We start from the raw sequence: 24754 nt of genomic DNA on the forward strand, positions 1-24754 counted from the left end.
TCGTCAAAAGTTATAGTAAAAAAATGGATGTTTACTACCTTCGTTTTAATGTTTTCGTTCTTTCTCTTTTTGAGGGAAAAACAAAAACAGAAAATTCAAAACTTATTTATGCGACATTAGTGAATTCTACTATACAAAATAATTTTTTTATTCATGAAAAAACACCTTTATTAAATAATCTCCTTAAGGTGAAAAAAGAGTATAGAATCATACTAGTTTTAACATACATAAACAAACTTTCAACATACGAAATAAAAAAATTAACTAAACTGTCTATTAGAAAAATAAATGAAGTGATCTATCACTCTATTCCTATTTGGACAAATAAGGAGAAGCTAGCAAAGTTAAGTGATCTAGAAACTGTTGTTGCCTATGAGTTATCTATGCTTTCAGAAGAACATGCCTTTAAACCTAATACTCAGAAAGTGGTAACTAATTTTAAGAAAGAGAAAAAAGAAGCTAGGAAAAGAAGAATAATTTTCTCAGTAGCAATCATCTTATTATTTGTTGTTGGTGGTTCTATTAATAAGGAAACGATACAAGCTACTCGGTTAGGTTCGGCCCCGGATATTTATGCGATATATAAGAATGGAGGGGTGTTTCAGTTACAGGAAGAACTATTTAAAACTGGTTACACTAATTTTTATATAGAACCATATTTTGAGAGCGGGCGTATGGTATTAAACATAGATTCTGAGGAAACAATGGAACAATCCGAAGAAATAAGTGATTTTGCCAAAGAATATTTTGAAGAGAGGAATTTAGATTATACTATTCAAATAGTTCAAATACCAAGTGACAGTTATGAGTATGTAGAAGCGGAAGAAGTTGAATTAACGGAAGAAGAAGAAGCGTGGGAAAAAGAAAATAGAATGATGAATGATATTTCTGATTTAATAAACAGTATGACAAGTTTTGATGGTGTATCTTGGGATGAGAATAAAATGTTCTTTACTATAATTGATAATATAACACCAGAAAATGAAGCTCAATTAAAAAGTGGAATTCAAAGGATTATGCAAGAATACGGTTTGCTAAGAGAATTTACAGTTGAGAAGATTCCTGCAAAAAAAATAGAACTACAAACTGCTTTTATGAAACTAGCCCCATCCATTACAGAAGCATTTTATAGAGAAGGAAAGTTTGAATTTCAATATATAGATGCTTACTATGAAAATGAAAAATTACTAATAAGTATATACACATCATTATACATGCCTGAAAACGAAGAAAAGAAAGAAGTTCAACAAAAAGTGAAAGATTTAAAACGGGCATTAACTTTTTTTCTATCACATAAGGATATAAGTGAGATTATACAAAAAGTGCCGTATGAGATAAAAGTATATGATCAAATTGGATATGAATTAGAATCTAAGGAATAAACTATTGTTTAAATTATAAAGAAACTAATATGCATACGATTAGTGTTAGGATAAATTGTATTGTGAAGAGATAGGTAACAGCTGCTCTATCTGTTTGTTTTACAAAAAATCATAAGTGAAAGTATACCTTTTAATTAATTCGGCAATAATGCATAGATGTTAAACTGCAAAGTGAGATTGTGGTAAAATAGAGGTATTAGCTTTCCTAGCTAAAGTATGTAAAAGGCAGTTGAGTAGTTTGACAAAAAAGGAAAAAGTAGTGGTTTTAATTGGTCCAACTGCTGTTGGAAAAACGAGCTTAAGTATCGAACTGGCTAAAAAATTTAATGGGGAAATTATTAGTGGAGATTCTATGCAGATTTACAAAGGCATGGACATAGCTACCGCTAAAATTACCAAAAAGGAAATGCAAGGAATTCCTCATCATCTCATTGATATAATTGAGCCAGATGAAAGTTTTTCTGTAGCACAATTTCAGGAATTAGTACGAGCAAAAATAACAGAAATTACAGCCAGAGGAAAACTTCCCATAATTGTAGGTGGAACAGGATTATATATTCAATCCGTTTTATATGACTACCAGTTTCAAGAAACAGCATCTGACACAGATTTCCGTTCGAAATTAGAAGTTCTAGCTGACAAAGAAGGCTCCAATGTTGTTCATGATATGCTTAGAAAAGTAGATCCAGAGGCAGCTGATAGTATTCATCATCATAATGTAAGAAGAGTGATTCGTGCATTAGAAGTTCACCATGTAACGGGACAAAAAATGACTGAACTACAAAAGCAGCAGAAGAGGGAACTTCTTTATGATGCTACAATAATTGGTTTGACGATGGATAGAGAACTTCTTTATGAGAGAATTAACCTACGAGTAGATCAAATGGTTCAACAAGGTTTATTGGAGGAAGTATCTTTTTTCTATAATAAGGGATTAAGAAACTGTCAATCAATCCAAGCTATAGGCTACAAAGAATTATTTCAATATATGGATCGAAATCAAAGCTTAGAGGAATCCATTGAGGAATTAAAACAAAATTCAAGACGATATGCCAAAAGGCAATTAACTTGGTTTCGTAATAAAATCAGTGTAAAATGGTTTGATATGACCGATAGTGTTAAAAAAGGTGATATATCAAAAAAAATAGTGGAAATTTCTTCATTTTTAGAAGGAATGCTTCAAAAAAAACAGAATACATAATGAATAGAGAGAATAGAGGAGGATTTTCATGAAAACATCCGTTAACATTCAAGATCAATTTTTAAATCAATTACGTAAAGATGGTACAAGTGTTACAGTATTTCTAATAAATGGGTTCCAAGTGCGTGGTTTGATAAAAGGCTTTGATAATTTCACTGTACTATTTGAATCAGAAGGAAAGCAACAATTAGTATTTAAACATGCTATTTCTACATTTGCTCCTCAAAAAAATGTACAAATCGATTTAGAAGGAACACAAGGTTAATACGATTAGAAGAAGCGTCATGTAAGGATATTTTCCTTATACATGACGCTTTTTTTATTATAAACGAAATATTCTACAAATAGTTTTAATGAACAGACGAACTTGTGAATATACATAAACATAAGGGGAAGTAGTAGGTATTATAATCAAGGATAACAGGGATTATTATCCATTCCATAATATGTTTTTGTTTTAGGAGGTGTAGGCTTTTGGAGCATCCGATCCGGATGAAAAATAATGGACAGATTAGCGTAGTCATCAACTCACAGAAGAAAAAAGTTCTAACAAGAGAACTTCCAGAAGCTGATTCCGTACTCAAGAATATTCCAAGTGAGCATGAAGCACTTCGGGAGATTGAAAAGGAACTAGGAAGCCTAGTTGGTATGGAAGAAATGAAAAAAATGATTAAAGAGATATATGCATGGATTTACGTGAATAAAAAAAGAGAAGAACAAGGCTTGAAATCTGGTAAACAAGCACTTCATATGATGTTTAAAGGTAACCCAGGAACAGGAAAAACAACAGTAGCTAGGTTGATAGGCAAGCTTTTTCAAAAAATGAATGTTCTTTCAAAAGGTCACCTTATTGAAGCAGAGAGAGCGGATTTAGTAGGGGAATATATCGGACATACTGCTCAAAAAACACGCGATCTTGTAAAAAAAGCCATGGGAGGCATCCTTTTCATTGATGAAGCCTATTCATTGGGAAGAGGAGGAGAGAAGGACTTTGGAAAAGAGGCAATTGATACACTTGTAAAGCATATGGAAGATAAACAACATGATTTTATCCTTATTCTAGCGGGTTATTCACGAGAAATGGAATTCTTTCTATCTTTAAACCCTGGACTGCATTCGCGTTTTCCGCTTGTCATTGATTTTCCGGATTACTCGACAGATCAACTTATGGAAATAGCAGATCGAATGCTGCGAGAAAAAGAATACAGTCTTAGCCACGAAGCAGAAAAAAAATTAAGAGAACATCTAGTTTATGTAGATACTGTACAAAATCCCAAAAGCTTCTCTAATGGAAGGTATATTCGAAATGTCATTGAGAAGTCTATACGAGCACAAAGCATGAGGTTATTATTGCAAAGTAATTATGATAAATATGAGCTAATGACATTACGAAGCAATGATTTAATAGTTGACTCAAAGGATAATCAGGGAAAAGGATTTAATATTTAAGCGGTTTTTATATGTTAATAGACATGGCAGACTCTGTGTGAGAAGGAGTTTGTCTCTTTTTAGTTGATTTGTATCGGTTTTTATATGCTTATTGAAAAAGAGTGTGATGGCTGGGTGGAATGATGATTATGGTTAGATAAAAGGGAAACCTGGTGGATGAAAGCCCGAATTAGTCGGAAAGAAGAAAAAAGGTCGTTCATCGAGGGAATGAAAGCCCGAATTAGACGGAAAGAAGAAAAAAGGTCGTTCATCGAGGGAATGAAAGCCCGAATTAGACGGAAAAAAGAAAAAAAGTCGTTCATCGAGGGAATGAAAACCCGAATTAGACGGAAAGAAGAAGAAAGGTCGTTCATAGGAGAAATGAAAGCCCGAATTAGACGGAAAGAAGAAGAAAGGTCGTTCATCGAGGGAATGAAAGCCCGAATTAGTCGGAAAGAAGAAAAAAGGTCGTTCATCGAGGGAATGAAAGCCCGAATTAGACGGAAAGAAGAAAAAAGGTCGTTCATTGAGGAAATGAAAGCCTGAATTAGACGGAAAGAAGAAAAAAGGTCGTTCATTGAGGAAATGAAAGCCTGAATCAAGTGAAAAAAGGTCTTACCGAATAATACTTTCATAGTCTCTGGAATTTTCACCTAAAAAAATATACTTAAAAAATAAAACAATATATTAATGTAATTAATCTCTCTTGGCAATAATAGGGAAAGGGATAATAGCTACAATCATCTTCCTTTGCTATAATAGCTAGTGAGTACATATGGAAAGAAGGTTTTGTATTTGAATGAAACCAAAGTAGAACAAGAAAAGGTCATTCTGGTAGGGTGTCAGACTACGGACGATGATGCTAGATTTGACTATTCGATGGAAGAGCTAAAGAATTTAACCAAAACAGCTAATGGGCATGTAGTAGCCACCTTAACGCAAAATCGGGACAGAATTCACCCTTCCACATACATAGGAAAAGGAAAAGTAGAAGAGTTAGAGAATCTTGCGGAAGAATTAGAGGTAGATTTAATCATATTTAATGATGAGCTATCTCCGAGTCAGGTTCGTAATATCTCTAAAAATATAGATGCAAGAATAATTGACCGAACACAGTTAATACTCGATATCTTCGCTGGAAGAGCTAGATCAAAGGAAGGAAAGCTTCAAGTAGAGCTAGCTCAGTTACAATATCTTTTACCACGCCTTGGAGGTCAAGGTCTACAGCTTTCTAGGTTAGGCGCAGGTATCGGAACAAGAGGACCTGGGGAGACGAAATTAGAGTCGGACAGAAGGCATATTAGAAGAAGAATTGATGATATTAAAGGACAGCTTAATGTCATAGTAGAACACAGGGATCGTTATCGTGAAAGACGAAAAAGAAACAGAGCTTTCCAAATAGCACTTGTCGGATATACAAATGCTGGGAAATCAACTATTTTTAATCGTCTTTCAGAAGCAGATTCTTTTGAAGAAAATATCCTATTTGCCACACTTGATCCAATGACTAGAAAAGTGATATTGCCAAGTGGATTTTCTGCATTAATTACAGATACCGTAGGGTTTATTCAAGACTTACCTACTACGTTAGTTGCTGCTTTTCGTTCTACTTTAGAAGAAGTAAAAGAAGCAGATTTATTATTACATATAGTGGATAGTTCTAATGAGGAATATTATCAGCATGAAGATACAGTCCATCAATTACTAGCTGATCTTGAAATACCAGCAATCCCTCAATTAACGGTATACAACAAAAAAGACATGATACACCCAAATTTTGTGCCAAGCGCTAAAACAGACAGCATTATTATAACTGCTTTTGATAAACAAGATAGAAACAGTCTTAAACAAAAAATTGAGGAATTAATGATCGATAATATGGATTATTATGAAATAGAAGTAGCAAGCGATAATGGGAAACTACTATCTCAATTAAAGAACGAAACAGTCTTACGAGATTTAACCTTTAATGAAGAAACACAGCTATATTTGTGTAAAGGCTATGCCCTAAAAGAGCATGCAATCTCTAAATATATACAACCACATGAGACGAACGAATAGGAGAAAGAAATGTACGAGCAATTAACTTATGGGAAACAACTTGAACCTTTAGTAAAAGAAGTAGAGAAACAAATTAAAGAAATACACCAAAAAATCGATGAACGCATAGATTATAATCAATTCAGAGTGTTAAATAGTTTTCAAAATCATAAGGTGAGTGAATCACACTTCATCCCTTCAACAGGGTATGGTTATGATGATGTTGGAAGAGATACTTTAGAAAGTATTTATGCAGAAGTGTTTGGTGGAGAAGCTGGACTAGTTCGCCCGCAAATTATTTCTGGAACACATGCCATAAGCACAGCATTATTTGGTATTTTAAGACCTGGTGATGAACTATTGTACATTACAGGTAAACCTTATGACACATTGGAAGAAATTGTTGGGATAAGAGGAGAAGGAATAGGTTCTTTAAAAGAATTTAATATTTCTTATCAAGCAGTTAACTTGAAGGATAATGGAAAACCTGACTTTGAAGAAATTGCATCCGCGATAAAAGAAAATACGAAAATGATTGGTATTCAACGTTCAAAAGGATATGCAACAAGACCATCCTTTACCATTAATGAAATTAAAGAAATGATCGCTTTTGTTAAAAATATCAAAGAAGATGTTGTTGTTTTTGTTGACAATTGTTATGGAGAATTTGTAGAGGATTTAGAGCCATGTCACGTAGGTGCTGACTTGATGGCAGGTTCACTTATCAAAAATCCTGGTGGAGGAATTGCGAAAACGGGCGGATATATCGTTGGAAAAGAAGAATTAGTAAAAGCATGCTCTTATAGAATGACTTCACCTGGTATTGGTGCTGAGGCAGGGGCGTCCCTTTATAGTCTTCAAGAAATGTACCAAGGATTCTTCCTTGCTCCTCATGTTGTAGGACAAAGCTTAAAAGGCGCTATTTTTACTGCAGCAATGCTTGAAAAACTAGGAATGAATTCTACGCCAAAGTGGAATATACCAAGAACGGATTTAATTCAAGCAGTACAATTTGATGATAAAGAAAAAATGATTGCGTTTTGCCAAGCTATTCAGTTTGCTTCACCAATTAACTCACATGTAACAGCATATCCAAATTACATGCCAGGTTATGAAGATGATGTGATTATGGCTGCAGGAACTTTCATACAAGGAGCTAGTATCGAATTAACAGCAGATGGTCCAATCAGACCACCTTATGTTGCTTATGTTCAGGGAGGGCTAACCTATTCCCATGTAAAGATAGCCATTTGTATTGCGATTAACAGATTATTAGAGCAAAAATTGATTACTATCTCATGATAGTAATCAATTAACATACTTGAGTTAGAAAGGCTAACATCTGTTGACATATATTGTTGCTAATCATATAATTAGGATGGGTAAAATTATTTTTTAAAAGGAGCCGAATGCTATGTCTGGTAGTCAAATTCGTCGATCGATGCCTCTATTTCCCATAAGTATTGTTATGCAACTAACGGAGCTATCTGCTCGACAAATTCGTTACTATGAAGAACACGAACTAGTGGCTCCAGCAAGATCAGATGGCAATAGAAGACTTTTTTCATTAATGGATATTGATAAGTTATTGGAGATTAAAGACTTAATTGATCAAGGAGTAAACCTTGCTGGAATTAAACAAATTTTTTCTGTTAAAGAGAAACAAGAAATCACAGATGATGTGAAAAAAGAAGCAGAAAAAGCACGTAGAGAACTATCTGATGAAGATTTACGTAAGCTGTTGCGTAAAGAGTTGTTAAATGCTGGACGCTTTAACAATGCTCATCGTCCCTCTATGAGACAAGGAGACGTGTCTCGTTATTTTCAAAAATAGATAAAAAGCAAAATAGGGAGTGGAGGAATAGTCGTGGCAAAAAACTACACTAAAGATGATATTAGAAAGTTCGCAGAAGAAAGTAATGTGAAATTTATCCGCTTACAATTTACGGATATTCTTGGAACTATTAAAAACGTGGAGATTCCTATTAGTCAATTAGACAAAGCGTTAGACAACAAAATGATGTTTGACGGATCTTCTATTGAAGGATTTGTACGTATTGAAGAATCAGATATGTACTTATACCCTGATTTAAATACTTGGGTAGTATTCCCTTGGACTGCTGAAAAAGGGAAAGTAGCACGACTTATCTGTGATATTTATAATCCAGATGGAACTCCATTCGAAGGAGATCCTCGTAATAACTTACGTAGAATCTTAAAAGAAATGGAAGACCTAGGATTCACAGACTTCAATCTTGGGCCAGAACCTGAATTCTTCTTATTTAAATTAGACGAAAAAGGTCAACCTTCTTTAGAACTAAATGATAATGGTGGATACTTCGACTTAGCTCCAACTGATTTAGGTGAAAACTGCCGCCGCGACATCGTATTAGAGTTAGAAGAAATGGGCTTTGAAATAGAAGCGTCTCACCATGAGGTTGCTCCAGGGCAACATGAAATTGATTTTAAATATGCAGATGCAATCACTGCATGTGACCAAATTCAAACATTTAAACTTGTAGTAAAAACGATTGCCCGTAAACACGGATTACATGCAACGTTTATGCCAAAGCCGTTATTTGGTGTAAATGGATCTGGAATGCACTGCAACCTTTCTCTTTTCAAAAATGGAGTAAATGCATTCTATGACCCATCAAGTGAATTAGAACTAAGTGAAACAGCACTTCAGTTTATTGCTGGTATTGTAAAGCACGCTACAAGCTTCACTGCTATCACAAATCCAACAGTAAACTCTTATAAACGTTTAGTTCCTGGTTATGAAGCACCTTGTTATGTAGCGTGGTCTGCCAGAAACCGTTCTCCGCTAATGCGTATTCCAGCATCACGTGGCTTAAGCACACGTGTGGAAGTGCGTAGTGTAGATCCAGCAGCAAATCCATACTTAGCAATGGCAGCTTTATTAAAAGCAGGACTTGATGGAATCAAAAACGAACTAATTCCACCAGCTCCAGTAGATCGAAACATCTACATTATGAGCAAAGAAGAACGCCTAGCAGAAGGAATTGATGATTTACCATCTACTTTAGCTGAAGCACTTGACGAGCTAAAAAGAGATGAAACAATGATTGATGCATTAGGAGAGCATATCTTTGTTCACTTTATCGAAGCAAAAGAGATTGAGTGGGACATGTTCCGTACTCAAGTTCATCCTTGGGAACGCGATCAGTATATGGAAATGTATTAATAGGAAGAAGCCTTGGTATCTAATACCAGGGCTTTTTTTTCGGATGAAATGTTGGTTTTTAATAAATATTAGTAGAAAAGAAATTGGTTTTTAGTGTCTGCAGAGATTTATTAGATTAATAGATTGTCTCTCCTTCCCTAAGGAGGGAGAGATTATATAAACATCAAAACCTTCTTCTAATACTGAACGGAACATTTGGCCCTAAATAGGGTGAAGATGACTGTGTACTTGGTGGTCTAGGAGCAATCTTGTAATATTGACCTCCAATCATGTAATGATAGGGGGGATATCCCAACAATTGTTGATTCCATGCTCCATAAGTGGGATTTGGAAAGTTTTGATAGATAACACCACCACCGTTAAGACCGGTAATTATTGTTCGTAGCATAAGCTAATAAACCTCCATGATTTTTATTTTATTTTATGTTGAATACATAAAAGGGATGGTTGTCCAGTGTTAAATGGGTTAGTGATTATAAATCAAGGGAATCTTTCTTCTACTATTTCATGCTGAAATACTGACCAATTCGTACTAAAAATTTAGAGAAAGAAGAGAAGACTTTAGTGGAGATCTGCTTACTTTATCAGCTAACGGAGGAGATTCCTTAGTGAAGCTTACTCTCCTTCCCTAAGGAGGGAGAGACTGTGGATATCTTTTTTTGCAATATGATACATCATGATATATGCATCTAGTTCTTGGCTCACTGTAGCGGCATTACTGCTATTAAAACCTTCCTGTGAGACAATAAATATCAGTTCTTTTTGCAATTTGTTTATTTCATACAATATATCATCAATGTTGGAATAGAAATCTGTTTCTGCTTGGTTTTTAAACATAGCCATATTACCCCTATTTAAATTAGAAAATTCATCATATAAGTAATTTTACCTATTTACAACTTAAATATATCTTAAATTACGAGAGAATTATCCTACCATTTGAAATGGTGAAAAAGAAAGGGGAAATGGATGAACTCTTTTTGGTGTTTTTATGTCGATAATTGTACAATATTTAAGTGACTTATATAGGTTACAAAAATGAAGAGTTGAAGAAGGGTAGATCTCTTATATGTACTAAGAAAGAGTAATACACCTAAAACAACAAATCAAAAAAAATCTAGGTGTTTTCACCTAGATTTAAATACTTTGTTAACGGTTTTGTTAGTATTAATAGCAATGCCGATAAGAAGCGCACTAAATATACTGGAGAGTATGGCGGAACCAACGCCCATCCACATGATTGTTATAAGTTTTCCTTTATAATTTGGGAACATAGTAAAGTACTCCTTTTATTAAGTATTTAGATTCTAAAAAACCATCTGTGAAAAATTCGGGATATATAAAATGTGAGCCATAAAGTGGTATAGGTGTAATACCATTTCCAGTTGTTGTATTTGATTATTTTAGTATATTTAACAGCAAACATTTCAAATATGGTAATAATAGAAGTGTAGAAAAAGTGGTATAAGCCTTTAGTAAAGTAACTTCTATTTTCTGGATAATGCAAATTAAATAATGCACAGATTGCTGGATAAACAAAGTACTCAAAAGTAAAGCTTGATTTATTCGACTTTTTGAAAAATAGACGAAAAGGATATTTAATCAGATTATTTTCCACAACAATTAGACCAAATAACCAAGTGATTAATTGTTTAAAGAGGAAAGCCACGCTCGCTTCACGTAGTCTATGTCTAGGCACAAATTTAATCAACAATAGTGATGTAAAAATCCAAGCAGATATTTCAACAGTTTTTTCTAATTTATTTCGCCTCATCAATATCACCCTAATGGATAGTTTTTTCTCAATCTCTAATTTCATACATTATCAGATCAGATTTAGCATTTAGAATCTCTAATCTTTCTATTGAGGTTGAAAGGAAGGTGAAGTAAGATCCATAAGGAGAGGTTAAGGGAACAAGATAAAACTGTCGTTTATTGTCGGATTATTATTATTGCCTAATCTATCTTTTTCTTTGATAATATTTGAGGAAGGATAGGTGAAAAATAGTTTGGATAATACGATAAAATTATTGTTAATTAGAGAAAAAAACTTGATTTTTACAGAAGATATGCGTTTAGCGAAGCAAGAATTACTATTAGGCGATATGATGAGTACTAATAGCTCAAATGAAGAGACACCGAGAAAACTGGAAAAAATAAAGAAGAAAAGAAGACTTCTCGGAGATAAGCTTTTAGAACTTTCTCTTAAAATAAACTAGAAAAAAGGCGTTCGTTTAACGGATGCCTTTTTAATTTGGTATTCAATATATAAATTACGAGGGTCTAATTAAAGGGGTGTTTATTTGTGATTTTTATATTTTCCTACATCATATGTGAATCTATGGGAAAAGATAAGTACAGTAACTTATGATAAAAGCGATTTTCTACGAGTCCTTTAAATTTTTAAAGTGTATTATGAAAAGTCCTATTTCTAACATTATGGAAACATGTAATAACAGTCAAGCACTAATGATTATGAGTATAATTTAAACATGAAAATTTAATAAAAAAAATTTGGGAGGAAAGCAATGTCTGTTAAAGAATATTGGAGAGAGATAGATAGCTTAAGTAAAGAGGTCTCTACGTTATTTAACTCCTTTTGGCATGAGTATTCTAATTGGAGTCATTGGCAATTTTGGGTATTACTATTTTTTATATTATTTCCTCTTATCGTACTTCTCATAAAGTTGGACAAAGAAAATACTTTTGAAATGCTGTTCTATGCATTTACAGTGCATATGCTTTGGACATACACAGAACTTTCGCTGATAAGATTAGGGTATATGGATCATTATTATTTTATATTTCCATTTTTACCACAAGCTTTAGGAATAACCGCATCATTCCTACCCATTTCGTTTATGTTTGTATATCAGTATTGTAAATATAGTAAAAAGAAGTTCGTAGTTTGGACCTTGCTATTATCTGCGATCATGTCCTTTGTTTTTGCACCTATAGAGCAGTCTATCGGATTGCTAAATATTTCTAATGGATTAACTTATATATATATATTTGTAATTGATTTTGTAATTGCAGTAAGTGCTTATTGTCTTACTAAGTTTTTTTGTAAGTTTTATAAATCACCAAAGCCCAACACTTTTTGAGTAGGTTATATTACTATCTTAAAAATTTACTACTTTGTTGCTTTTTATTCTGTTCATCAAAAGCTGAATCATATAATTTCCTATGTAAGGCAGTTAGCCTAAAGATGGAACGTTCGTTCTTTTTATCTTGATACAGAACATTAGTTCGTGTATAATGATAAAAAGGAGGTAAAAAAGATGTTCAGAACTCAACTTGAAAGAGCGTGTAAAGAAAAAAGACCTCTAGAAATTATTTATATGAAAAAAGATCAATCAATTTCTCAGAGAATCATTCTGGTTCACACTATAAATGATACATTTCTTAATGGATTTTGTCTTACGAAGAAGCAGCCAAGGATCTTTCGAGTTGATTCTATCTTAGCTGTCTCCTTCTATAATAAAAATAAGAAATTACATGCTTAGATTTTAAATGATTATACTGTTAATATGGTTGACTTTAAGCTGTTATTGTATATAATAAAAAGCAATTGCATACAAAAAAGGTTTTCTAGGGTTCCGCAATATAGCTATTGGTCTGGTCCGAGAGAAAACACACAGCTATGCTGTGCCACGGAGGGATAAAAGCCTGGGAGATACTGTTTATTTAAAACAGTAATCTCTCAGGCTTTTTGTTTTTTTGGGCAAAATAAAATGGAGGTGTTACAGAATGAATTCAAATTGGCTAAAAGTAATTATTGCAGCATTTTTTGAAGTATTTTGGGTGATAGGATTAAAACATTCGGATAATATTTGGGCATGGATTGGAACATTTATTTGTATCATAATTAGTTTCTACGTCATGATTATGGCTGGAAGACAACTTCCGGTAGGTACTGTTTATGCAGTGTTTGTAGGATTAGGTACTGCTGGAACAGTATTCTCCGAAATTCTTTTCTTTGGCGAGCCGTTTAAGATGGAAAAAGTGTTATTAATCTTTCTTTTACTAGCAGGAGTGATCGGATTAAAAATGGTGACAAAGGATAAGAAACAGGAAGGAGAGGAAGCTTAATGGCTTGGATTTCTTTAGTACTAGCAGGAATCTTTGAAATGTTTGGTGTAACCATGATTAATAAATTGCATAGAGACAGAAACTGGCAGTCATTACTATTATTAATAATAGGATTTGGATTAAGTTTTATTTGTCTAGCATTTGCTATGGAAACTCTTCCAATGGGTACTGCATATGCAATTTGGACAGGAATTGGTGCTTCTGGTGGCGCCATTTTAGGCATGTTATTGTATGGTGAATCGAGAGACTGGAAAAGACTTCTATTTATTGCCATGGTATTAAGTGCTGCAATTGGATTGAAATTAGTTTCATAAAAGAAAAATTTGTCCCTGCTCCATATGAGATCATTATAGAGTGAGTAGGGATTTTGTTATAAGAGGTACTTCATAATGGGAAAATGCTAATTAAGAATAATAACAAGATGAAAAAAGTGCCAAAAAACTTCCTACCTAGCAATTCTAAAAAAGTAAAAAAGCCCGTACACACATCTAACATCTCGAATTCATAGTATATATAAAAAAATAATTTGGAGAGTGATGAGACTTGGTGAAAATTTTTATAGATGCTGGACATGGTGGATCAGATTCAGGAGCAGTAGCAAACGGATTACAAGAAAAAGGATTAACCTTAGATCTTGGAAGAAGAATAGAAAATATATTGGTTAACGAGTTTGATGGAGTTAGTGTAAAAATGGGTAGAACTGATGATTATGCGTTATCATTATCGCAGAGAACAAATGATGCAAATGCATGGGCAGCTGATTTATTTCTTTCTATTCATATTAATGCAGGTGGCGGTACAGGATATGAAGATTATCGTTATAACAGTCTTTCTGTAAATAGTCATACAGGAAGAATTCAATCTACTATTCATCATGCTGTGATGGTGCAATTGCAACCTTTTGGCGTAAGAGATCGTGGTACAAAATCGGCTAATTTCCATGTATTAAGAGAGACCAATATGTCAGCAGTCTTAACGGAGACTCTTTTTATTGATACGGTAGCAGATGCTGATCTACTTAAACAAGTGGATTTCTTACATGCAGTAGCAACAGGACATGCAGAAGGAGTTGCTCAAGCTTTTGGATTACAAAGAAAATGAGTCGCAAATGAAAGTGAAGATAATGGAAACTAGTTTATACAAAATAGAGATGAGTTGTGGAGAATTGAAGTAGCAAATGGAATTTAACATAGAACTTTACAGCAGTTAAATCCAACCGTTGACCCACGCTCATTAGGAGTTGGACAATCCATTCGTATTCGATTAATATCAAAAGAGAATTTCTACAGTCCTGCTTATTATAGTGGGGCTTACTCATGTTTTTAGATAATATGTACTAAATAACGAAAACATATGAATGAGATTAAGAAAAATTCTGCTACTGGTGGTTAAGGCAGATTATTTAACATTCTATATTCTTGATATTCAAGGATATACTTGTCTAGCTTCTGGCTTATTTGAATAGCATTGTCACTGTTAATACCTTCTTTTAATCCAATTTTAATTAATTCATCTCGTAAATCATTAATCTCAATTAATAGAAGATCAAGATATTGATATCTATTTACTTCGTTTTCATTCATGCTTTATCTCTCCTATTAGTTGGGATAATTATAAGTAATTGTACCTAATCAAACTTAAAAATTACTTAAATTACCATGCTTTATCAATCTCTATATAAAGAAGAAAGCCCATTGAGTTTCTAATAGTTTAGGTTAATTTTAGAATAAGTACGTTTTAGTTCTTAATCTTATTGATTAAAAATATTTGTTCGAATAGGTACAAGGCATACAACATACTCTTTCAATAGACCTAAAGAAAGGTGTGATCATCTAGTGTTTTTTCACATTAAAGAGCTTCAATATGAAGCTAAACCAATGAAACCAGATCCTGTATTTGCCGCAAAATTACAAGAAGTATTAGGTGGACAATATGGGGAAATTAGTGTAATGATGCAATATTTATTTCAAGGTTTTAACTGTCGTGCAGATAAAAAGTATAAAGATTTGCTTTTTGATATTGGAACAGAAGAAATAGGACATGTGGAAATGCTTGCTACAATGATTGCTCGATTATTAGATAACGCTCCTTTTGAAGTGCAAAAAAATGCTTATGATATGGACCCAGTTGTAGCGGCAATATTAGGTGGTACGAACCCTCAACATGCCATAGTTGGTGGATTAGGAGCGATGGCATCTGATAGTCAAGGATATCCGTGGAATGCAAAATACATTATTTCAAGCGGTAATTTGCTTGCTGATTTTCGATCTAACCTAAATGCTGAATCCCAAGGCAGATTACAGGTAACTAGATTATATGGAATGACCGATGATCCAGGTGTCAGAGATTTGTTATCGTTTTTAATCGCAAGAGACACCTATCACCAAAATCAATGGTATGCGGCAATTAGGGAACTAGAAGAAAGAGAAAACGATATTGTAGTTCCTACTACGTTCCCTAGAGAATTAGAAAAACAAGAAGTAGCTTACACCTTATTTAATTTCTCCAAGGGCGAAGATAGCAAGAAAGGGCGTTGGGCTTATGGACCTAGCTATGATGGTAGAGGAGAATATACATATGCTCAACCACAAGCATGGGCAAAAGCACCTAAGCTGGCTCCAGCTCCACCTGAATATTTTAATACGATTCCTATGGATAAATAAGGTGATAACTAGATATATTGGTTGTTTTAGAGCTCAATTAGGGCTCTTTTTTGATCTAATATGGATAATATATGTCGATAAAACGACAAGTTGTATAAAAAGTGCCATTTTTTCCCTTAGGTGATAATATTATATAAAGAGCAATACATAAAAAATGATTTTTATAACAAATGGTGGGAAGGAGGAAGTTGACTAGTAAAGAAAAGGTGTCATTATCGTTTTATTGCTTGGATTCTGGATGGAAAAGAATAAGGCAGCAAAAGTTTGTGATAAGTAAATAAGCTTCAAATGAATTTCTTTAGGATAGTGACATTAATGGGAAGAAGTAGCTGCATGTAAGTAATATTATTACATATTATATGTGAGATGATAAAGACGAATGAAATAATAAGGAGTAATGAATAAATGGCAGTAGAGAATTGTTTAATTTGCAATCGAATTAATAAGATTAAAGAAGGAACAAACCCTTATTTTGTTGCAGAACTTGAGACAGGATATGTGGTAATAGGTGATCATCAATTATTTAGAGGGTATACATTATTTCTCTGTAAGCATCATGAAACAGAGCTTCATTTCTTAGAAGAAGAATATAAGAATACCTATCTTAAAGAAATGAGTAAAGTGGCAGAAGCGGTATATAATGCCTTTCATCCAGATAAACTAAATTATGAACTATTAGGAAATGGTGATGCTCATTTACACTGGCATTTGTTTCCTAGAAGAGAAAGTGACGGGATTTACGGACCAGTTTGGTGGGCAAATCGTGAGTTAATGTCCTCCGATGAAGTGAGACCTTCAGAGGTAGAATTACTAGCAATGAAACAGAAGTTAGAAAAAGAATTAGAAAAATTAATACCTTTAAAGAAAGAAGCATAAAGTTAAAATATTATTTTGTTACACTTAAATCATTATTATCCAAGAAAACAGCAATCATATTATTATATCTTTTTTAGGAGTGATCATGTTGGCAACAGATAGATCATTCGCAGTTGGCTTTTTATTTGCATCGAAAGTATCCTTACTATTTTGGAGTTTGTTTTATCTGCTTTTAACTGGGTAGACGCTTGAATTTTTTAGCTAATGAAATATATACAGAAAATGGAGAGGCTTTATAATAGCACTCTCCGTTTTTTATTGACAGTTTAAGTGAAAAGGAATTAGACAGCATTTAATAGGTTTTCTTATAAAATTTCTCAAATAGAAATTGGGAAAGATATAGTACGACCGTTTTTATTAGAAAAACAATCGATAATTGAAATTTCGATAATCTAATTAGAGTTACATATCCAAGTTTCTTTAACCAACCCGTAACAATGAAAGAAAAGAACGTATCCACTAGTAAATTTACTAGCAAATAGATGTATTTTTTCCCATATGTGTACTTTAATATCCAAAGGGACCCGACTAAGAACGGTCCGAATATAAGGGGAAGCTCACCTAAAACATTCGGTTTAACTGTAAAGGGAAACCACCACCATTTTCTCTTTTCAGCTAATCTTCCTTCTAGTACTAGATACATGGACATAGTTAATGCACCTGGTAGAAACCTTTTAAGAGATGGGATACCAAGGAATGGAATACTTAGCCAGGGAATCATAATCATTGCATATAGTATTTTTTTCATAAAATCTTCCTTTACATTCATGTTATTTCTAGTCTATCCATCCTGATATATAATTATCTCTTTTTTGTATGCGTTATTAAATACTACTATTGCTTCCGCTAAAGAAGTAGTAGGTATGCATATTTTGTCAGTTAATAGGAAGTTCGCACGGACAGGCATTATCATATTTCATAGAATGTATGGTAAGGAAAAATGAAAGAAAGGTGGTAAGTAGGATGAGACGTAATAATAGAAACAATGAAAATAATGTATTGGGTGCAAATGAGAATAAAAGAAGAAAGGGATGTTGTAACAATAATACTTCTCCTATAGAAGAAGTTGTTTACCCTACAAGAACGGTAGTTAATACAACCACAAATCAAAGAACAGTCCGTAACATTCGACCAGTTGAGGTAATAAATGTTAATAGAACAATCGTTCGAAATGAAAATTATTCTCCAGTAACCGAAAGAACTGTGAATGAAACGGTTGTAGAAGAGTATGATTGTGGACCGAATGTAGGAAATCCAAACAATTGTCGTCGAAGAAATGGTTTTTTATAAGAGAATAGAAAAAGTACCCCATTTAGGGTACTTTTTCCAGTTTTTAAGGAGAAGCATTTTTAGTTGGTATTAATTAGCTCCAAAATGAAGCACCAACAATAATTAATAAAATAAATAACACTACAATTAAAGCAAAGCCGTTGTTATAACCGCTGTTTCCATATTCTGACATGTAGTTACACCTCCTTCTGCTTACGTGATATCTTATGTAGATATACGAGTGAAGGATTGGGACAAGAAACTACGTATAGAAGAAAAAGGCGCTTTGATTATAAAAAAAGTATTTGAGTATAAATTCTCGATTCTTCTTCATTAATATGTATCAAAAGATTGTGAATTTGATTACATAAACAGAAAGTGAATGTTAAACATCATCCACTTTTGTTCATTGTGAACAGTGGACTAGCTCAATTTTAAACCTATTATAAATATCACTTATCTAAAATAACCTGTATCGTAATAGAATAAAATAGTGTAAATTCTTCCATTGTACATGACATTCCTTGTTTCATTTTTTCCTCCTTGAGAAAATAGAAAAATAAGTTTATCCCTTATCTAAAAAACCATTTCCCAAGTTTATATAAACTTAAACAGTTTTTTAAAATTAAAATTAAAGTTTTACATATGATTCCCAGGCTCCTATCTCAATGATCAGTGGAATAGGTAGAATAAAAGAGTCAGATCAATAGGAGGAGAATTAGTACATATAACATAATTCTAAAGAATAAAATGAGAAAATAATTAGTTCCAAATTAATACCTAAATGGAGGGAACAAAATGAAGAGAATTGCTGTTTTTTGTGGATCTAGTGAGGGTGCGTCAAGCATTTATATGGAGCATGCTAGATTATTAGGTAAAGAACTAGCTAATCGACAATTAGAATTAGTATATGGTGGGTCTTGCCTTGGTCTAATGGGTGCTGTAGCTACTTCCATGCTTGAAGCAGGAGGAAAAGTGATAGGAGTCCTTCCAGAATTTTTGCAGGCTAAAGAAATTGCTCATCCTAATTTAACGGAATTAATTCTTGTAAAAACCATGCATGAAAGAAAAGCAAAAATGATGGAACTTGCAGATGGTTTTATTACATTACCGGGCGGAGCAGGTACAATGGAAGAATTTTTTGAAATATTTACTTGGACACAGCTAGGTCTACATAAAAAACCGATTGGAATATTAAACATCCATCATTATTATGATCCGTTAGTTCATTTAATCCATCACATGGCAGATACAGCCTTTCTCCAAGAGCAATATCGTAACATTGCAATAGTTGATGCTGATTCTATATCATTATTGAATCAATTTTATACGTATCAGTCGCCAGGTATAAAGACATTTAGTTCAACAAATTGAGAAAACAACATTTGTCTAGAAATTAGAAGTAGAAAGAAGGTTAATACATGTTTCACTATCAATCTATCGAAAATGTGGAAGAATTTAAACAGATTGTTCTACCATATCTAGAAAAAGAGGAAGCAATAAACGGATTAGCACTAGGTATACTTATGAAGTTAAAAAATAATGATGTTCCTATTTTAATGGGATATGTTACAAAGCATCAAAAGCCATACATAGCATTATTACAAACTCATCCAAGACAAATTATTGCTACTTTTTTTTCAGCCATACAACAAGCAGAATTAAAGGACATAAGTAAAATTCTTCATCATTCAATCGAGCAAATTCCTGGTTTCATCGGTGAAAAAGAACCTGTACTAGAATTAGCTACAAATATTGCAGCCATTAGAGGTTTACATACAGAAGTTGGAATGGACCAGAGAATTTATGAACTTCATCATGTTAAGAAAAAACCAGCAAATAACGGAGAGTTTATCTTCTTAACCATGGAGCATTTACCAATAGCAACTCAATGGATATACGAGTTTTCTAAGGATACTAATGATCCTTTAGATATTGTTCAAGCAGAAAAAAAGCAAAGGAACTAATAGAGAACGGCCGCTTAGCTGGTTGGAAAGTGGATGGGAACCTAGTATCTATTGCCAATGCCACAAGGCCAACAAAGCAAAATATTACCATAAACTTTGTTTATACACCTAATGTATTTCGGAAAAAAGGGTATGCCTCTAGCTGCGTTTCTGCTTTAACCTTAAACATGCTAGAGAGCGGATTTGGTACAACCAGTTTATATACAGATATTACAAATCCAACTTCTAATAAAATATATATGGAAATAGGGTATGAACCATTAGTAAATTCTTTATTAGTTTTTATAAAGGGAAAAAATAACACATTATCTAATTAGCTACAATTCTCCGAAGCTTACTGTTCGCTTTCCGACGGGTGTGGTTCTAAGGAAAGCGAAATATCTTCCCTAACAATTATCTACTTCCATTTTGAAATTAGTTAACGGTCATATACCGATTCTATTAGATTCGTGATTTATGACCTTCATTCATCCACTTTTCTCATTGATTATAGCGAAATTGATACCCTCTAATTTATGTCACACCTATATAAAGAAAAAATAATTATGTAGGCACTTTCCATATCGATTAACGGAATAAAAGGTTTTTTCTACTTCTACACACTCCTAAGCCATTCATATAGTAATTAGTGTAATCATTCATCATGAATAGGAGGAAAAGACGTGTCTTATATTGGAAAAAGCGTAGTTAGAAAAGAATCTCTAGAAAAAGTAACGGGTAAAGCAAAATATACGAGTGATTACTTTTCTACAGATGCATTGCATGTGGAAATGGTGAAAAGTACTTATGCTCATGCTAATATACTTTCTATCCAGGTAGATAAAGCACAACAATTGCCAGGAGTTAGAGCGGTTGTATTAGGAGATAATCTTCCCTTAATAGGTGAAGAGGTAATAGATCGTCCAGCACTTGCTGTTAACAAAGTTCGATATTATGGAGAAGTAATGGCACTTATTGTTGCAGATACCATCTCCATAGCAAAACAAGCTGCAGCACTTATTCAAATTGATTATGAACCGCTACCGGTAGTAAACTCTCCTCAACAATCCCTGCAAAAAGGTGCCCCTTTCATACATGCAGATCTAGAAAACTATTCAAAGGATGCTGGTATCTATCCAATGAAAGGTACTAATATAATAAATCATACCAAAATTAGAAAAGGAAATATTTCCAAGGGCTTTAGTGAAGGAGATATTTCCATTGAATCCTCCTTTTCCGTTCCCCTAACAGACCATGCAGCGATGGAAACAAGATCAGCATTTTGTTCAATAGATCAAGATGGCACCACACGTATCATGACAAGTTCACAGGCTCCTTATATGGTAAAGAAAATAATAAGTAGAGATTTTAAAGTGGAAACAGGAAAGGTGATAGTGGAAACTCCATTTGTTGGAGGAGGATATGGAGGTAAAGCATCTGTTCATTTAGAGATATTTGCTTATATAGCATCTAGAGCAGTAAGAGGCAGAAAAGTAAAAATAATGAATAGTAGAGAAGAAGATATCACGGTTTCTCCTGTACATATTGGATTAGAAGCAACTATTAGACTAAGCTGTACGAAAGAAGGAAAACTAACTGCTGCTAAAATGGAGTATTTATTTGATGGAGGTGCTTACGGTGATAAATCTCCACATATAAGTACTGCTGGTGCAGTGGATTGTACAGGACCATATAAGATTGATCATGTTTGGTGTGATTCCTATAATGTTTACACAAATCATCCTTATGCTGCCCCATTTAGAGGGTTTAGTCATGGAGAAGTCCATTTTGCCTTTGAAAGAGCAATGGATATGTTAGCGAGAAAGGTGAATATAGATCCATTAACCTTTAGGCAACTAAACGCTATTAAATCAGGAGATACCACACCAACTCAGGTTGTCTTAACAAATAGTACAGTCGGAAATGTTGAAAAATGTATCACAAAATTACGCAGCTTATTGGAATGGGAAAAAGGGCAAATCTTTCAAGTTAATCCAACCACAATCAGAGTAAAAGGAATTTCATGTAGTTGGAAAAATTCAACGATTGGTCCTGCAGTTAGCTCTGGGGTAGTGCTAACCTTTAACTCAGATGGCACTATTAACTTAATGTCTGGTTTAGTTGAAATAGGATCAGGAACCAAAACCGTACTAGCTCAAATGCTCGCTACGAAAATGAGAATGAACATAGATAGAATTCATGTACGGATGACTGTAGATACTCAAACCATGCCAGAGCACTGGAAAACTGTTGCATCAAGAGGAACTTTAATGGCAGGAAGAGCAGTTCTAGCAGCAGCTGACCATGCAATCGATAAGTTGAAAAAGAGAGCTTCTACTGTTCTTAGAGTTCCTGTGAATGACTTAGAAATTGGAAATGAAACGGTATATATGAGAACTAATCCTAATTATTTTATACGATTTACTGATATAGTGTACGGCTATACATATCCTAATGGTAATTCAGTTGAAGGACAACTGCTTGCGACTGGCAGTTATACTTTAACAGGATTAACCAACCTAGATCCAGAGACAGGAAAAGGAAATCCAGGACCAGAATGGACAGTTGCATGTCAAGGGATAGAGGTTGAATTAGATTTACTCACTTGTCGATATAAAGTAATTAAAGCAGTCTCTGTTGTTGATATTGGAGAAGTTTTGAATTTTAAAGGTGCAATGGGACAGGTAAAAGGTGCCATGAGCATGGGACTTTCCTGGGCTGCTAAGGAAGCTTTATATTTTGATGAAAACGGAAGGGTTTTGAATAATCAGCTTCGTACATATAGACCCATTCGATTCGGGGAGCATCCAAAATATGTGGTGGAATTTGTGAAAACTCCTCATTTAGAAGCTCCATATGGGGGAAGAGGTGGCGGTGAGCAAGGATTAGTCGGCATTCCAGCGGCATTGGCTAATGCTCTTTCCCTTGCCTTACAAACAGAAATTACAAAAATGCCGCTAACTCCTGAATCTATTTGGAAGCAGAGAAAGGAGAATAACAAATGGTAGAGCAATATTTTCGCCCTGATTCTTTAGAGCAAGCAACTTTTCTTTACAACGAGAAAGTGAAAGAAGGGAAGCATCCTACTTATTTTGCTGGGGGAACAGAAATCATTACATTAAGTAGATGGAATCAATCCCCTATAAATGTACTGATTGATATAAAAAGATTACCTTCTTGTCGCTTGCATCAAATCACAGAAGACTTTTTCGTTCTAGGCTCTGCCATAACCTTAACTGAAATAGTACAGGAAAATCATTTCCCATTATTGACTGAGATAACAAGAGGTATTGCGGATAAAACTGCCCGCAATAAAATTACAATTGGTGGCAATATTTGTGGTGACATTTTTTATCGAGAAGCAGTGCTTCCTTTGCTTCTAACAAATAGTGCACTCGTTCTTGCCGATCATATATCAATGAGAACAGAGTTAATAATGGACATATTTGATCAAAAATTACTTCTAAAAGAAGGAGAATTATTTGTTCAGGCATTTATGGAAAATCGATATATGAATGAACCCTTTTATTCAGTGAAAATCAGACAGCAATGGGAGACAGGATACCCTTTAATTACAGCTGCAGCAATCAAAACAAATGGAGAACTTCGTGTTGCTTTTAGTGGATTATGCTCTTTCCCCTTTCGATCTCTTGAAATGGAAGAAATTCTAAATAATCCATCCTATAACCAGACAGAGAAAATAATAAGAGCAAAACAATACATACCTGGAAGAATTCTAAATGATGTAGAGGGATCAAGTGAATACCGTTTATTTGTATTTGGTTATATAATGGAAAATATTCTAGCTCAATTGGGGGATGAAAGATGACAGTGGAACCAACTAATTTAGTGATTGTAGAGCTAACGGTTAACGGAGAAAATCATACATTGGTAATTCCTCCCAATAAAACCTTACTAACAAGCATTAGAGAAGATTTATATTTAACTGGTGCAAAGCCTGGTTGTTATAATGGCGACTGTGGTGCTTGTACCGTATTAATTGAGAATGTTCCAATGAAATCCTGTTTAATGCTAACCGTTGAGGCAAATAAGAAAGATATACAAACAATTGAAGGATTACATAATAGCGCTATTCAGAAAGCCTTCATAGAAAACTTTGCCTTTCAATGTGGATACTGCACACCAGGTTTTATATTGAATAGTCATGCACTGCTTCAACAGCATCCTAACCCATCTAGAGAAACAATAAAGGAATGGTTAGAATCCAATATATGTAGATGTACTAGTTATGAAGAGATAGAACAAGCAATTGGAGAAGTTATTCAAGAAATAATGCAGCGGAAGAGAGATGCTGAATGATGATGAAACCTTATAAAGATGTTATTGATTTCAAAAAAAGAGGTTGAGATTTTTCTCAGCCTCTTTCTTTGTGCGACGGGCAGTCGCTCCTTTTTGCTTAATAAAGCATGAATTTACTGTTATAGGTTGGGCGATGTTACTTCGGTAATAACAAGCCCCGAATCCTGGAAGGTATGATTCTCTCGGAGGTGAAAGTCCTCCCATAGGGGTACTGGTACAACCTATGAAAACTAATCTAGGGCATTATTGCGAGGTAGTGTTTGAAGGAGATGCGGTGAATCGAGAGACCCGTAGTTGGATGAGCAGACCCAAATGCATAAGCGTGAAACACA

The 24754-nt window shown here is 33.9% G+C and carries 30 protein-coding genes and 1 riboswitch; of the genes, 24 read left to right on the forward strand and 6 right to left on the reverse strand.

Translation table 11 applies throughout. From position 1 onward, the window contains the following. The 9 genes from F9279_RS25410 to glnA all read left to right on the forward strand — a co-directional run. On the forward strand, positions 1 to 1382 hold a 1382-nt coding region (locus tag F9279_RS25410), incomplete at its 5' end, for a hypothetical protein (RefSeq protein ID WP_226793843.1). A 238-nt stretch (positions 1383 to 1620) separates the two neighbouring features. Further along, on the forward strand, positions 1621 to 2583 hold the full coding sequence (miaA, locus tag F9279_RS22945) for a tRNA (adenosine(37)-N6)-dimethylallyltransferase MiaA (RefSeq protein ID WP_152116463.1): 963 nt from the start codon (positions 1621 to 1623) through the stop codon (positions 2581 to 2583). Positions 2584 to 2611: 28 nt separating this feature from the next. Beyond that, complete coding sequence (hfq, locus tag F9279_RS22950) at positions 2612 to 2848, forward strand: RNA chaperone Hfq (RefSeq protein ID WP_152116464.1); 237 nt, start codon at positions 2612 to 2614, stop codon at positions 2846 to 2848. 209 nt (positions 2849 to 3057) lie between these two features. Further along, the gene (gene spoVK / locus F9279_RS22955; protein WP_152116465.1) at positions 3058 to 4032 is read left to right on the forward strand and encodes a stage V sporulation protein K; all 975 of its coding nucleotides are present in this window, start codon (positions 3058 to 3060) and stop codon (positions 4030 to 4032) included. Positions 4033 to 4188: 156 nt separating this feature from the next. Beyond that, positions 4189 to 4557 carry a hypothetical protein gene (locus F9279_RS22960; RefSeq protein WP_152116466.1) on the forward strand — a complete coding sequence of 123 codons (369 nt, stop codon included), beginning with the start codon at positions 4189 to 4191 and terminating at the stop codon, positions 4555 to 4557. 249 nt (positions 4558 to 4806) lie between these two features. Beyond that, positions 4807 to 6072, forward strand: a complete 1266-nt coding sequence (hflX, locus tag F9279_RS22965) for a GTPase HflX (RefSeq protein WP_152116467.1) — start codon at positions 4807 to 4809, stop codon at positions 6070 to 6072. Positions 6073 to 6081: 9 nt separating this feature from the next. Then, a complete protein-coding gene (locus tag F9279_RS22970; RefSeq protein WP_152116468.1) occupies positions 6082 to 7353 on the forward strand; it encodes an aminotransferase class I/II-fold pyridoxal phosphate-dependent enzyme in 1272 nt (423 codons plus the stop codon). Positions 7354 to 7465: 112 nt separating this feature from the next. Next, positions 7466 to 7885 carry a MerR family transcriptional regulator gene (locus F9279_RS22975; RefSeq protein WP_152116469.1) on the forward strand — a complete coding sequence of 140 codons (420 nt, stop codon included), beginning with the start codon at positions 7466 to 7468 and terminating at the stop codon, positions 7883 to 7885. A gap of 33 nt (positions 7886 to 7918) precedes the next feature. Next, positions 7919 to 9256: a type I glutamate--ammonia ligase gene (gene glnA, locus F9279_RS22980; RefSeq protein ID WP_152116470.1), complete on the forward strand. Its 1338-nt coding sequence runs from the start codon at positions 7919 to 7921 to the stop codon at positions 9254 to 9256. Between the two features lie 163 nt (positions 9257 to 9419). Here the strand turns inward: glnA and F9279_RS22985 are convergent, their stop codons facing one another. From F9279_RS22985 to F9279_RS25855, 3 genes are all read right to left on the reverse strand, one after another. Continuing rightward, complete coding sequence (locus F9279_RS22985) at positions 9420 to 9644, reverse strand: hypothetical protein (RefSeq protein ID WP_152116471.1); 225 nt, start codon at positions 9642 to 9644, stop codon at positions 9420 to 9422. Positions 9645 to 9871: 227 nt separating this feature from the next. Beyond that, positions 9872 to 10093 carry an aspartyl-phosphate phosphatase Spo0E family protein gene (locus F9279_RS22990; protein WP_193224685.1) on the reverse strand — a complete coding sequence of 74 codons (222 nt, stop codon included), beginning with the start codon at positions 10091 to 10093 and terminating at the stop codon, positions 9872 to 9874. A 463-nt stretch (positions 10094 to 10556) separates the two neighbouring features. Beyond that, positions 10557 to 11075, reverse strand: a complete 519-nt coding sequence (locus F9279_RS25855; RefSeq protein WP_226793846.1) for a CBO0543 family protein — start codon at positions 11073 to 11075, stop codon at positions 10557 to 10559. Positions 11076 to 11253: 178 nt separating this feature from the next. Here F9279_RS25855 and F9279_RS23000 point away from each other — a divergent pair, with 178 nt between their 5' ends. The 6 genes from F9279_RS23000 (at position 11254) to F9279_RS23025 (ending at position 14449) form a co-directional block, all read left to right on the forward strand. After that, positions 11254 to 11475, forward strand: a complete 222-nt coding sequence (locus F9279_RS23000; protein WP_152116474.1) for a hypothetical protein — start codon at positions 11254 to 11256, stop codon at positions 11473 to 11475. 309 nt (positions 11476 to 11784) lie between these two features. Then, a complete protein-coding gene (locus F9279_RS23005; protein ID WP_152116475.1) occupies positions 11785 to 12360 on the forward strand; it encodes a hypothetical protein in 576 nt (191 codons plus the stop codon). Between the two features lie 177 nt (positions 12361 to 12537). Continuing rightward, positions 12538 to 12762, forward strand: a complete 225-nt coding sequence (locus F9279_RS23010; protein WP_152116476.1) for a WYL domain-containing protein — start codon at positions 12538 to 12540, stop codon at positions 12760 to 12762. 74 nt (positions 12763 to 12836) lie between these two features. Further along, a riboswitch (guanidine-I (ykkC/yxkD leader) is annotated at positions 12837 to 12934 on the forward strand. 72 nt (positions 12935 to 13006) lie between these two features. Beyond that, positions 13007 to 13348, forward strand: coding sequence for a DMT family transporter (locus tag F9279_RS23015; protein ID WP_152116477.1), 342 nt, complete (start codon positions 13007 to 13009; stop codon positions 13346 to 13348). Continuing rightward, positions 13348 to 13662 (forward strand): DMT family transporter, encoded by a 315-nt coding sequence (locus tag F9279_RS23020; RefSeq protein ID WP_152116478.1) that lies wholly within the window; start codon positions 13348 to 13350, stop codon positions 13660 to 13662. The genes F9279_RS23015 and F9279_RS23020 overlap by 1 nt, the downstream gene beginning before the upstream one ends. 232 nt (positions 13663 to 13894) lie before the next feature. After that, entirely contained in the window at positions 13895 to 14449 is a 555-nt protein-coding gene (locus F9279_RS23025; protein ID WP_226793852.1) for an N-acetylmuramoyl-L-alanine amidase, read from the forward strand. 287 nt (positions 14450 to 14736) lie between these two features. Here the strand turns inward: F9279_RS23025 and F9279_RS23030 are convergent, their stop codons facing one another. After that, positions 14737 to 14931: an aspartyl-phosphate phosphatase Spo0E family protein gene (locus F9279_RS23030; RefSeq protein WP_152116480.1), complete on the reverse strand. Its 195-nt coding sequence runs from the start codon at positions 14929 to 14931 to the stop codon at positions 14737 to 14739. A gap of 252 nt (positions 14932 to 15183) precedes the next feature. Here F9279_RS23030 and F9279_RS23035 point away from each other — a divergent pair, with 252 nt between their 5' ends. Both F9279_RS23035 and F9279_RS23040 read left to right on the forward strand, forming a co-directional pair. Beyond that, on the forward strand, positions 15184 to 16011 hold the full coding sequence (locus tag F9279_RS23035) for a manganese catalase family protein (protein WP_152116481.1): 828 nt from the start codon (positions 15184 to 15186) through the stop codon (positions 16009 to 16011). Between the two features lie 405 nt (positions 16012 to 16416). Next, positions 16417 to 16887, forward strand: coding sequence for an HIT family protein (locus F9279_RS23040; protein ID WP_152116482.1), 471 nt, complete (start codon positions 16417 to 16419; stop codon positions 16885 to 16887). Between the two features lie 292 nt (positions 16888 to 17179). Here the strand turns inward: F9279_RS23040 and F9279_RS23045 are convergent, their stop codons facing one another. Next, on the reverse strand, positions 17180 to 17635 hold the full coding sequence (locus tag F9279_RS23045; protein ID WP_152116483.1) for a hypothetical protein: 456 nt from the start codon (positions 17633 to 17635) through the stop codon (positions 17180 to 17182). Positions 17636 to 17850: 215 nt separating this feature from the next. Here F9279_RS23045 and F9279_RS23050 point away from each other — a divergent pair, with 215 nt between their 5' ends. Next, the gene (locus F9279_RS23050) at positions 17851 to 18177 is read left to right on the forward strand and encodes a CotD family spore coat protein (protein WP_152116484.1); all 327 of its coding nucleotides are present in this window, start codon (positions 17851 to 17853) and stop codon (positions 18175 to 18177) included. A 73-nt stretch (positions 18178 to 18250) separates the two neighbouring features. Here the strand turns inward: F9279_RS23050 and F9279_RS23055 are convergent, their stop codons facing one another. Next, positions 18251 to 18349, reverse strand: coding sequence for a YjcZ family sporulation protein (locus F9279_RS23055; protein ID WP_152116485.1), 99 nt, complete (start codon positions 18347 to 18349; stop codon positions 18251 to 18253). A gap of 605 nt (positions 18350 to 18954) precedes the next feature. Here F9279_RS23055 and F9279_RS23060 point away from each other — a divergent pair. The 6 genes from F9279_RS23060 (at position 18955) to F9279_RS23080 (ending at position 24422) form a co-directional block, all read left to right on the forward strand. After that, positions 18955 to 19530, forward strand: coding sequence for a TIGR00730 family Rossman fold protein (locus tag F9279_RS23060; protein ID WP_152116486.1), 576 nt, complete (start codon positions 18955 to 18957; stop codon positions 19528 to 19530). Positions 19531 to 19577: 47 nt separating this feature from the next. Continuing rightward, positions 19578 to 20123, forward strand: a complete 546-nt coding sequence (locus F9279_RS25860) for a hypothetical protein (RefSeq protein WP_226793849.1) — start codon at positions 19578 to 19580, stop codon at positions 20121 to 20123. Then, on the forward strand, positions 20123 to 20440 hold the full coding sequence (locus F9279_RS25865; RefSeq protein ID WP_226793855.1) for a GNAT family N-acetyltransferase: 318 nt from the start codon (positions 20123 to 20125) through the stop codon (positions 20438 to 20440). The genes F9279_RS25860 and F9279_RS25865 overlap by 1 nt, the downstream gene beginning before the upstream one ends. A gap of 345 nt (positions 20441 to 20785) precedes the next feature. Continuing rightward, entirely contained in the window at positions 20786 to 23110 is a 2325-nt protein-coding gene (locus F9279_RS23070) for a xanthine dehydrogenase family protein molybdopterin-binding subunit (RefSeq protein ID WP_152116487.1), read from the forward strand. Then, positions 23104 to 23931, forward strand: coding sequence for an FAD binding domain-containing protein (locus F9279_RS23075; RefSeq protein WP_152116488.1), 828 nt, complete (start codon positions 23104 to 23106; stop codon positions 23929 to 23931). The genes F9279_RS23070 and F9279_RS23075 overlap by 7 nt, the downstream gene beginning before the upstream one ends. Beyond that, positions 23928 to 24422: a (2Fe-2S)-binding protein gene (locus F9279_RS23080; protein WP_152116489.1), complete on the forward strand. Its 495-nt coding sequence runs from the start codon at positions 23928 to 23930 to the stop codon at positions 24420 to 24422. The genes F9279_RS23075 and F9279_RS23080 overlap by 4 nt, the downstream gene beginning before the upstream one ends. Positions 24423 to 24754 lie beyond the last annotated feature (332 nt).

This window comes from Bacillus sp. B1-b2 (genome assembly GCF_009183415.1).
Classification (GTDB): Bacteria; Bacillota; Bacilli; order Bacillales; family Cytobacillaceae; genus Niallia.

Coding starts and splice junctions, on each gene's coding strand:
- hfq (WP_152116464.1), top strand. CDS start 2,612: ATGAAAACATCCGTTAACATTCAAGATCAATTTTTAAATCAATTACGT.
- F9279_RS22960 (WP_152116466.1), top strand. CDS start 4,189: ATGAAAGCCCGAATTAGTCGGAAAGAAGAAAAAAGGTCGTTCATCGAG.
- F9279_RS22970 (WP_152116468.1), top strand. CDS start 6,082: ATGTACGAGCAATTAACTTATGGGAAACAACTTGAACCTTTAGTAAAA.
- F9279_RS22975 (WP_152116469.1), top strand. CDS start 7,466: ATGTCTGGTAGTCAAATTCGTCGATCGATGCCTCTATTTCCCATAAGT.
- F9279_RS22985 (WP_152116471.1), bottom strand. CDS start 9,644: ATGCTACGAACAATAATTACCGGTCTTAACGGTGGTGGTGTTATCTAT.
- F9279_RS22990 (WP_193224685.1), bottom strand. CDS start 10,093: ATGTTTAAAAACCAAGCAGAAACAGATTTCTATTCCAACATTGATGAT.
- F9279_RS25855 (WP_226793846.1), bottom strand. CDS start 11,075: ATGAAATTAGAGATTGAGAAAAAACTATCCATTAGGGTGATATTGATG.
- F9279_RS23005 (WP_152116475.1), top strand. CDS start 11,785: ATGTCTGTTAAAGAATATTGGAGAGAGATAGATAGCTTAAGTAAAGAG.
- F9279_RS23010 (WP_152116476.1), top strand. CDS start 12,538: ATGTTCAGAACTCAACTTGAAAGAGCGTGTAAAGAAAAAAGACCTCTA.
- F9279_RS23015 (WP_152116477.1), top strand. CDS start 13,007: ATGAATTCAAATTGGCTAAAAGTAATTATTGCAGCATTTTTTGAAGTA.
- F9279_RS23020 (WP_152116478.1), top strand. CDS start 13,348: ATGGCTTGGATTTCTTTAGTACTAGCAGGAATCTTTGAAATGTTTGGT.
- F9279_RS23030 (WP_152116480.1), bottom strand. CDS start 14,931: ATGAATGAAAACGAAGTAAATAGATATCAATATCTTGATCTTCTATTA.
- F9279_RS23040 (WP_152116482.1), top strand. CDS start 16,417: ATGGCAGTAGAGAATTGTTTAATTTGCAATCGAATTAATAAGATTAAA.
- F9279_RS23045 (WP_152116483.1), bottom strand. CDS start 17,635: ATGAAAAAAATACTATATGCAATGATTATGATTCCCTGGCTAAGTATT.
- F9279_RS23050 (WP_152116484.1), top strand. CDS start 17,851: ATGAGACGTAATAATAGAAACAATGAAAATAATGTATTGGGTGCAAAT.
- F9279_RS23055 (WP_152116485.1), bottom strand. CDS start 18,349: ATGTCAGAATATGGAAACAGCGGTTATAACAACGGCTTTGCTTTAATT.
- F9279_RS23060 (WP_152116486.1), top strand. CDS start 18,955: ATGAAGAGAATTGCTGTTTTTTGTGGATCTAGTGAGGGTGCGTCAAGC.
- F9279_RS25860 (WP_226793849.1), top strand. CDS start 19,578: ATGTTTCACTATCAATCTATCGAAAATGTGGAAGAATTTAAACAGATT.
- F9279_RS23075 (WP_152116488.1), top strand. CDS start 23,104: ATGGTAGAGCAATATTTTCGCCCTGATTCTTTAGAGCAAGCAACTTTT.
- F9279_RS23080 (WP_152116489.1), top strand. CDS start 23,928: ATGACAGTGGAACCAACTAATTTAGTGATTGTAGAGCTAACGGTTAAC.